The sequence below is a fragment of the Bifidobacterium sp. UTBIF-78 genome, assembly GCF_006408945.1.
Classification (GTDB): domain Bacteria; phylum Actinomycetota; class Actinomycetes; order Actinomycetales; family Bifidobacteriaceae; genus Bifidobacterium; species Bifidobacterium myosotis.
Genome location: NZ_JFAO01000051.1, coordinates 1 through 8,137 on the forward strand (window position 1 = coordinate 1; position 8,137 = coordinate 8,137).

Here is an 8,137-nt window from a genome sequence, read left to right on the forward strand (position 1 = left end):
CGTCATGCGAGTGATGGAGGCTTGGCTTCCCTTTACAGGAGCAGCTGTCGGCTAAGCCGGTTGAGGGGGTAGTTCAGAGCGGGTCAGCCCCATCACGGCAGAGCTTCTACCTCACGCCCCAGTCGTAGCGCTGGGACTCCAGTCGCATGTAGGTGAACAGTTCGGTGCGGTCGATGCCGTCGATTTTACGGATATGCCGGTTGACCAGCTCGAGCATGCTTTCGTCGTCTTCGGCGAAGATTTCAGCGAGGATGTCAAACCGGCCGGCTGTGATGATCACGTAGTCGATCTGGCTGATTTCCTTGAGTTCGCGCGCCACGTATTCGATATCGCCATTGACGGTGATGCCCACCATCGCCTGCCGCTTGAAGCCCACGTCCATCGGGTTGGTCACCGCCACGATCTGCATGATGCCGTCATCCAGCATCCGTTGCACGCGCAGTCGCACCGCGGCCTCCGAAAGCCCGATCTCCTTGCCGATTGACACGTATGAGCGCCGGCCGTCCTCCTGTAGCAGCGTCACGATTCTTTTGTTGGTCTCGTCCAACGTCTGCGGCTGGCTGTCCGTTGTGATGCCGTCACCGCCGTCCCTGCTGGTTTTCGCTGATGTCATGGTTCCCTCCGTTCGTTTCTGCTGCGTCCATTATGCCCGTCATGTGTGTCCAAATAATTCGAAATCGTTAATCCATCTGTCTGCGGATTGCGATTTTCGTATACTGGGTGCGTTTCAAGAGTTCCTTCCCGTGCTGGTGCCGTTGCCGGGCTCCGTTGAAGCGTATCTGCGAGCCGCGTGTTCCACTATGTGACTGAACGATCGCATATGAATCGGCGAGTGACGGTGTCGTCCATGCCGGGATTGCCGATAGGTTGTTTTCGGCTTTCTTATACGATTTTCGTGATATGTCATGTTGCAGAATACGTTTTTCGCATAATCGAGATGCAAAACAACGAAAACAATCGCAATATTGCGTTTACGTAATGGAAACCGTGGTCTTCTTCACTGAAGGTTGTGATGTGACGAGCCGAACAGAAGGAGACGCGATGAGCAAGGTACAACCATTGGTGGCACGCGACCCTGAAGTCGAATCAAGGGAATCCGGACTGACGATCAACCGTGCGTTCAAGGTGTTCCAATCCGCCGAGGGCAAGGAGGTTCGCGCCATCAACGACGTGAGCTTGGCCATCCGGCAAGGCGAGTTCTTCATCCTGCTCGGCCCGTCGGGCTGCGGCAAGACCACGCTGCTGCGCTCCATCGCTGGTCTCGAAAGCCTGGACGCCGGCGAGATCTATTTGGGCGACCAGCGCATCGACCAACTGCCGCCGTACGACCGCCCGGTCAACACCGTTTTCCAAAGCTATGCGCTCTTCCCGCACCTGACCGTGGCACAGAACGTGGCGTTCGGACTCGAAATGGAGAAGAAGCCGAAGGCCGAAATCGCCAAAACCGTTCAGGAAATGCTCGACTTGGTGCATCTGGGCGAGTTCGGCGGCCGCAAACCCAACCAGCTCTCCGGTGGCCAGCAGCAGCGTGTGGCGCTTGCCCGATCGCTCGCCAAGCGGCCCAAGGTGCTGCTGCTCGACGAATCCCTTTCCGCTCTCGACTTCAAGCTGCGCCGTCAGATGCAGGTGGAACTCAAGCGCATCCAGCGTGAAACCGGCATCACTTTCGTGTTCGTCACGCACGATCAGGAGGAGGCCCTGTCGATGGGCGACCACATCGCCGTCTTCTCCAAGGGCCGGCCCGAACAGGTGGGTACGCCGGAGGAGATCTACAATGAGCCGGCCAACAGATTCGTGGCCGACTTCATCGGCGACATCAACTTCGTGGACGCCGTCAAAAGCGCGGAAGGTGAAATCACCGTGGAAGGCGTGCCATTCCGCGTCAAGCAGGACATTTCGGCACTACCGGTCGGCGCGCAGATCAGCGCGGCGATCCGCCCCGAACGCATCACCCTTACCGCCCCGCGCGAGACCGCGCTCACCGGCACCGTGGAGACGTTGATGTTCATGGGCGCGGACGTGCGTTGCGAGGTGCGACTCACGGACGGCACTGCACTACTCGTCCGTCTCTCCCCGCCGTACGACACGGCCGTGCTGCATGAGGGCGCCACGGTATCGGTCGAAGTCGAGGCCGAGCACATGAGGGTGGTGGAACGATGAACGAACACAGGTCAGGCACGACAGTCCCTGATGTTTCCGCCGTCGGTTCCGGCAAGGCCGTGACGGAGGCGATGACGGAGACTATGACGATGGACGCGGCGCAGCCGGTAGCGGGAACAGAGACGTCGGTGCGGAAATCGCCTTCCCGGTGGTCCCGCTGGTTCTCCTCAACCCACCCGGTCAAGCCCGGAATGCTCAGCCGTCTCTACTCCCTGCCCTCCATCCTTATCGGATTGCTGTTCACGCTTGGGCCCATCGGGGTCATCATCGCGTTCTCCTTCATGAGCCGGCCCGATATGGGCGGTGGCGTGGTGTTCACATTCTCCACCGACGCTTACGAAAAACTGCTGTTCCGCCACGACTTCTTCGGCAATCGCTCGTTCGACACCCGCTACCTTGCCGTGTTCGGCACCTCGCTGTGGCAGGCCCTTCTGACCACGGTGATTTGCGTGGCGCTCGCCTTCCCGATCGCCCTGTGGATGTCGATGAAAAGCGCCAAGGTCCAGCAGATTCTGGTGCTTCTGGTCACCATTCCGTTCTGGACGAACCTGCTGGTGCGCACTTACGCATGGATGCTCATCCTCAACGAAAACGGTCCGATCAACTGGGCGATGCGACTCCTTGGCATCGGCTCGCAACAGATGCTGTACACCTCGTTCGCCTCGGTGATCGGCCTGATCTACACGTTCCTGCCGTTCGCCATCCTGCCGATGTACTCGGCCCTTTCCGGATTCGACTTCCGTCTGGTCGAGGCGGCGTATGACCTCGGCGCGCACAAGCTCACCGTGATGCGCCGCGTGATCTTCCGGGCCGCCATGCCCGGCGTGATGAGCGGTGTCGCCCTGTGCTTCATTCCGGCTTTCGGCTCCTACGTGCAACCGGTCCTGCTCGGCGGCGGCCGCGTGCTCATGGTCGGCAACCTCATCGCCTCCCAGTTCGCGGAGGCTCGCAATTGGCCGTTCGGCGCCGCGCTGTCCACAGTGATTCTGGCCGTGACCCTGTTCGGTGCGCTGATCGCCTCGGTGATTGGCGGCCGTGCTTCCAGAAAGGCGGGTGAGTGACATGACCGTATTCCATGACGATACCGACCCGGGCAAGGTCGACTACGGCAACGCCGGTGAATTCGGCGCACTGGTGGCTCGTGCGCAGCGGGACCGTGATGCCGCCGACGGCACGACCTCTGGCGTGCGTATGCCGGAAGGACTGGAATACAAGCAGCCCGATCGTATGTGGAGCACACGGCGTTCCGGCAAGCAGGGCAACACCTTGCGGCGCTTCCCGATGGTCGGGTTCCTCAGCGTGTTCGTACTGGCGTTCCTCTATGTGCCGATGGTGATTGTCGTGTTCTTCTCGTTCAACGGCGGTCGCCAGGCGCTCCTGTGGGAAGGCTTCTCCCTGCGCTGGTACGGCGAGGTATTCACTAACGGCGCCATCATCAACGCCACCGAGACCTCGCTGCTCGTGGCCGTGCTCGCCACCGTGTTCTCCACGGTGCTCGGCGTGCTGTACGTGTTGGCCGTGGACCACATGTCCCGAGCCGGTTCGGCGCTCGCATCCATGCTCATCAACGCCTCGATGCTCATCCCCGAAATCGTGCTCGGCGTGGCGACCATGGCGTTTATCCGTCTCATCGGGCTCGCTCCCGGATTCGTGCCGCTGGTGCTCGCGCACACCACGTTCTGCATCCCGTTCGTCGTGATGCCGATCCGCGCGCGTCTGGCCACCATCGACCATGCCTGTTTCGAGGCCGCCGAGGACCTGGGTGCATCCGGACCGGTCACCGTGTTCCGCGTGACCCTGCCGCTGTTGGTTCCGGGCATCATCTCCGGAGCGCTGATGGCGTTCGTCGTGTCGATGGACGACTTCATGATCTCCAACTTCCTGACCACCGCCGGCACAACCACGTTGCCGATTTATATCTTCTCCCTGATTCGCAAGGGCGTGAACCCGAGCGTGAACGTGGTCGCCGCGCTGTTGCTGCTGCTGGCCGTCGTGGTCACGGTGACGTCCACGCTGCTGACGAACCGCAAGTCGAAGTGAGGTGAGCGAACATGATGACAGTCAAGACCGGTGAGACGATCGGAGCCGGCAAGTCCGGCGAGCCCAACGGAATCATGCGGGCGGGGATCCATGCCGAAGCCTGCGCGGGGTCATACGCCGGAAACCGCTCGGCGCGGTGCGAGGCTACGACGTTCGGTAAGCCGGCGCGTCCGGCACATCGCGCTCTGATGCGTCGTGGCCGTTTGCGTCGGGCTTTGGCGGCGGGATTGGCCGGTGTGGTGGCCGTCGGGCTCGCCGCATGCTCCGGCGGGGTGAGCGACATCGCCTCCGGTCCGGTGGTGAGCGCGGTCGGTCCGTATCATGCGGCCACCGGTGGCGAACTGCATATATACACATGGGCCGGGTACATGCCGGACGACGTGATCAAGGCTTTCGAGCAAGACACTGGCATCTCGCTCACGGTCGACACCTTCGATAGCAACGAGGCGCTTGAGGCCAAACTGCAATCCACCGGTGGTGAAGGGTACGACATCGTGATGCCCAGCGATTACATGGTCGAACAGCTCATTCATGAAAAACTGCTCATGAAATTCGACGTGGACACGCTGCCCAACGCCAAGAACATCAAATCCGAGTTCCGCAACCCCTATTACGACAAGAAAATGGAGTATTCCATCCCATACATCGTGAGTTATACGGGCATCGTGTACGATGCCAAGTCGATTCCGGCGGCCGATGCGCCTCGGTCGTGGAACGACTTCTTCCATCCGAAGGCGTCTTGGGGCAAGACCCAGCTGCTCGGCGACCAGATCGAAGTGGTCAACGCCGCGTTGCGCGCGGTGGGCTCCGACCAGTGCACCGCCAATCCCCAGGATTATCAGGACGCCGCCGATCTGCTGGAACAGTACAAGTCGAAACTGGGCGTGATGAGCTCTGAAGGCGTGGCCGACCGACTCGCGTCCGGCGAGCAGAAAGTCGGTATGGCGTGGAGTTACGACGCCTATCAGGCGATGGTGAGCAACCCGGACCTGAAGTTTGTCTTCCCGTCCGACGGCGCGAATAAATTCGTGGACAACGTGGCCATCTCGCGCGGTGCCGAGAACGTGGATCAGGCCAAGACGTTCATCAATTGGATGCTCGATCCACAGCATAAAACCATGGTGGAGCAGAATGCCGGCGCGGGCAGTGTGCTCAAAGGCGGCGACGACCTGTTGCCTGCCGACATGCGGAAACTCAACGTCGTCGTGCCCTCCACCACTGAAGAGCAGCACGCCATCCTCGAAAAGAGGTGCTCCAACAAGCTGAATGACAACTACACGATGATGTTCGAGGACTTCCGCAATTGAGGATGGCATACCGTCGGATCCGTTGTGACAGCAGGCTTTCATGGATTCGAACGTTTGTTTGTTGTTGTGTCCGCCTTCTTCATTCTGCAACGTTCTGCAACAAACCTCGCGTTTGGTTGCGGGATTGCGCGGGTGTGCGCAAGCAATGCGCTTGACTCGGCCCCCGACCGGTTCGCGGATGGATTTCGGCTTCTCTCGCCTGCGCGAGAGGAGCCTTTTTGTTGTCTTGTGATGGTTTTCGCAATTCTGTTGCGGTGCGACTATGTAAATCGCAATAATGCGCCGTTAATACCTACGAAATAAATAGGTGATTACCTAAAGTCGTTGAGAAAAACGCAGGTTTAGCTTTTACCTCATACGAAATCCTGAATCTCACCAATCGTCAACGAAACCGATCCGAAGGAGCGACACCATGGCGGCTACCATCGATGAAACGAAAATCAAGGAACTGACCGCGAAGGAAGGTGACAAGCTCAACGCCAAGCTCGGCAAATCGCGCGAAATGTACGAGCGCGCCTGCAAGCACCTGTGCAACGGCGTCGCCTCTTCCTACCAGCTGCGCGACCCATGGCCCATCTACGTGGACCGTGGTCAGGGTTCCCGCATGTGGGACGTGGACGGCAACGAATACTACGACTTCAACAACGGCTTCGGCGCCATGCTGCAGGGCCATGCCAATCCGTATATCGCCGAGGCGGTCAACGACCGCTTCGCCAAAGGCTCGCACTTCGCCATGCCGGATTGGGACGACGTGGTGGTGGCCGAGGAGCTGACCGAGCGTTTCGGCCTTCCGAAGTGGCGTTTCAACAACTCCGGCTCCGAATCCACGATGGACGCCATTCGCATCGCCCGCGCCTACACGCACCGCGACCACATCATGAAGATCTTCGGCTCCTACCACGGCCATCACGACGCGGTGATGATCTCCATCTCCGAGGACTACAACAACATCGGCGACCGTTACCACCTCAAGTCCCTGCCGTACGGCGCGGGCATCCCGAAGGCAACCGTCGAGCTCACCGTGCCGGTGCCGTTCAACGATCTCGATGCCCTTGAGCACCGCATCAAGGAGATGGAGGAGGGAGGCAATCCGCCGGCCTGCCTCATCATGGAGGCCTGCCTGATGAACATGTCCATCGTGCCTCCCGAGCCCGGCTACCTCGAGGGCGTGCGCGAACTGACCAAGCGGCATGGCATCGTGCTTATCTTCGACGAGGTCAAGACCGGCCTGACCGTGGGCCCCGGCGGCGCCACCAAGCTGTTCGGTGTCACGCCGGACATGGTCACCATCGCCAAGTCGCTCGCCGGCGGCCTGCCTTCCGGCGCGATCGGTGGTACTGACGAGGTCATGCATGTGGTCGAGGACGGCGAGGTCTATCAGGTCGGCACGTTCTCCGGCAACCCGCTGTCGATGGCCGCCGCCCGCGCCAGCCTCGAGAAGGTGCTGACCCCCGAGGCCTACGAGCATCTCGACCATATGAACCAGCGCCTGATGGACGGTTGCCGCGAAATCATCAGGAAGTACGATTTCCCGGGCTACGCGCAGGGCTTCGGCGCCAAGGGTTGCGTGACGTTCTCGCCGCACAAGATCACCGACTACGTGAGCTTCCGCAAGGGGCAGAACGCGGCGCTCAATCAGCTCGCGTGGCTGTATGAGGCCAACCGTGGCGTCTACATGGCCCCGGGACGCGAAGAGGAGTGGACGCTGTCCGTCGCCCATGACGACAAGGCCTGTGACACCTACTTGGCCGCTTTCGAGGAGATGGCACACGATCTGACGGCATGATTGCGCGCATTCGTGCAATTGTCTGACGGTAGTTGACGATGGGAGGGTGTGGGTGTTCGCTGCATTGCGCGGTGAACACCCCACCCTCCCATCATTGTGCGCTACTGGTCTGTCTCGCAATTGTCTGAATGATATCGGCCCCTGATGATGATGGGGCTGGCATCGAAGCTGACTGGGGGAGAGACAGAAGCTGAAGACCTCGATTATTAACGAGACAGGCCACTGCGGTCTTGATGGTCGGATTGCGCTTGCTTTGATGGCGCATGATGCGTGGCGCGTGAACGCGGGGTGTCTGAGCGTGGAATTTTTGGGACGCGCCGGTGAATGAGGGAGTTTGTTGCCTTGATGTGATGGTGGAGCGAGTTATTCTGGTATTGGAAACAGCGTTTTGGGGCTGTTTGCGACACGCCGAAGGAACCGTGTGTTTGCAGCGGTTTCCGGGGTTTATCTGTGCCTTGATTTGCGTGATTCGTTGTCTGCGTGTAAGTTTATCCCTTGCTGCCGCTCAGCGAGTGGTTCTTCTCTTGGAGAGCTGCGAGGTGGGAGTGTGGTGGTGGTTTGAGAACTCAAGAGCGTGTTTGTACTACTTCTTTATAGTCAATGATTGCCAGTCCATTGCCTGCCTGCTGGTTTGTTCCGGTGGGTGCCTGAGAGATGGTTGAATGGTGATGGGGTTTTGTGTGAGAGATTCTTTTTCCTTATTAAGGATTTTTCTCGTCTTTTTTTGAGAGCCGTGTTTGGCTTTCTGCAATGTTTTTTTGTGGAGGGTTCGATTCTGGCTCAGGATGAACGCTGGCGGCGTGCTTAACACATGCAAGTCGAACGGGATCCCTGGTTTCGGCCG

General features: G+C 59.6%; 6 protein-coding genes and 1 rRNA gene. 6 read left to right on the forward strand and 1 reads right to left on the reverse strand.

Annotated features, from left to right (window positions below; translation table 11 throughout):
- Nucleotides 1-106: 106 nt before the first annotated feature.
- The gene (locus BG22_RS09640; RefSeq protein ID WP_094667827.1) at nt 107-613 is read right to left on the reverse strand and encodes an Lrp/AsnC family transcriptional regulator; all 507 of its coding nucleotides are present in this window, start codon (nt 611-613) and stop codon (nt 107-109) included.
- 428 nt (nt 614-1,041) lie between these two features.
- On the opposite strand from BG22_RS09640, the gene BG22_RS09645 reads away from it, so the two are divergent.
- From BG22_RS09645 to BG22_RS09675, 6 genes are all read left to right on the forward strand, one after another.
- Nucleotides 1,042-2,160, forward strand: a complete 1,119-nt coding sequence (locus BG22_RS09645; RefSeq protein ID WP_140495118.1) for an ABC transporter ATP-binding protein — start codon at nt 1,042-1,044, stop codon at nt 2,158-2,160.
- Nucleotides 2,157-3,221 (forward strand): ABC transporter permease, encoded by a 1,065-nt coding sequence (locus BG22_RS09650; protein ID WP_258186318.1) that lies wholly within the window; start codon nt 2,157-2,159, stop codon nt 3,219-3,221. Before BG22_RS09645 ends, BG22_RS09650 begins: the two co-directional genes overlap by 4 nt.
- A gap of 1 nt (nt 3,222) precedes the next feature.
- Entirely contained in the window at nt 3,223-4,200 is a 978-nt protein-coding gene (locus BG22_RS09655; protein ID WP_140495119.1) for an ABC transporter permease, read from the forward strand.
- 11 nt (nt 4,201-4,211) lie between these two features.
- Nucleotides 4,212-5,507: a PotD/PotF family extracellular solute-binding protein gene (locus BG22_RS09660; RefSeq protein WP_140495121.1), complete on the forward strand. Its 1,296-nt coding sequence runs from the start codon at nt 4,212-4,214 to the stop codon at nt 5,505-5,507.
- A 412-nt stretch (nt 5,508-5,919) separates the two neighbouring features.
- Entirely contained in the window at nt 5,920-7,293 is a 1,374-nt protein-coding gene (locus tag BG22_RS09665; protein WP_140495123.1) for an aspartate aminotransferase family protein, read from the forward strand.
- A gap of 757 nt (nt 7,294-8,050) precedes the next feature.
- Nucleotides 8,051-8,137 (forward strand): 16S ribosomal RNA (locus BG22_RS09675); the annotation flags it as partial.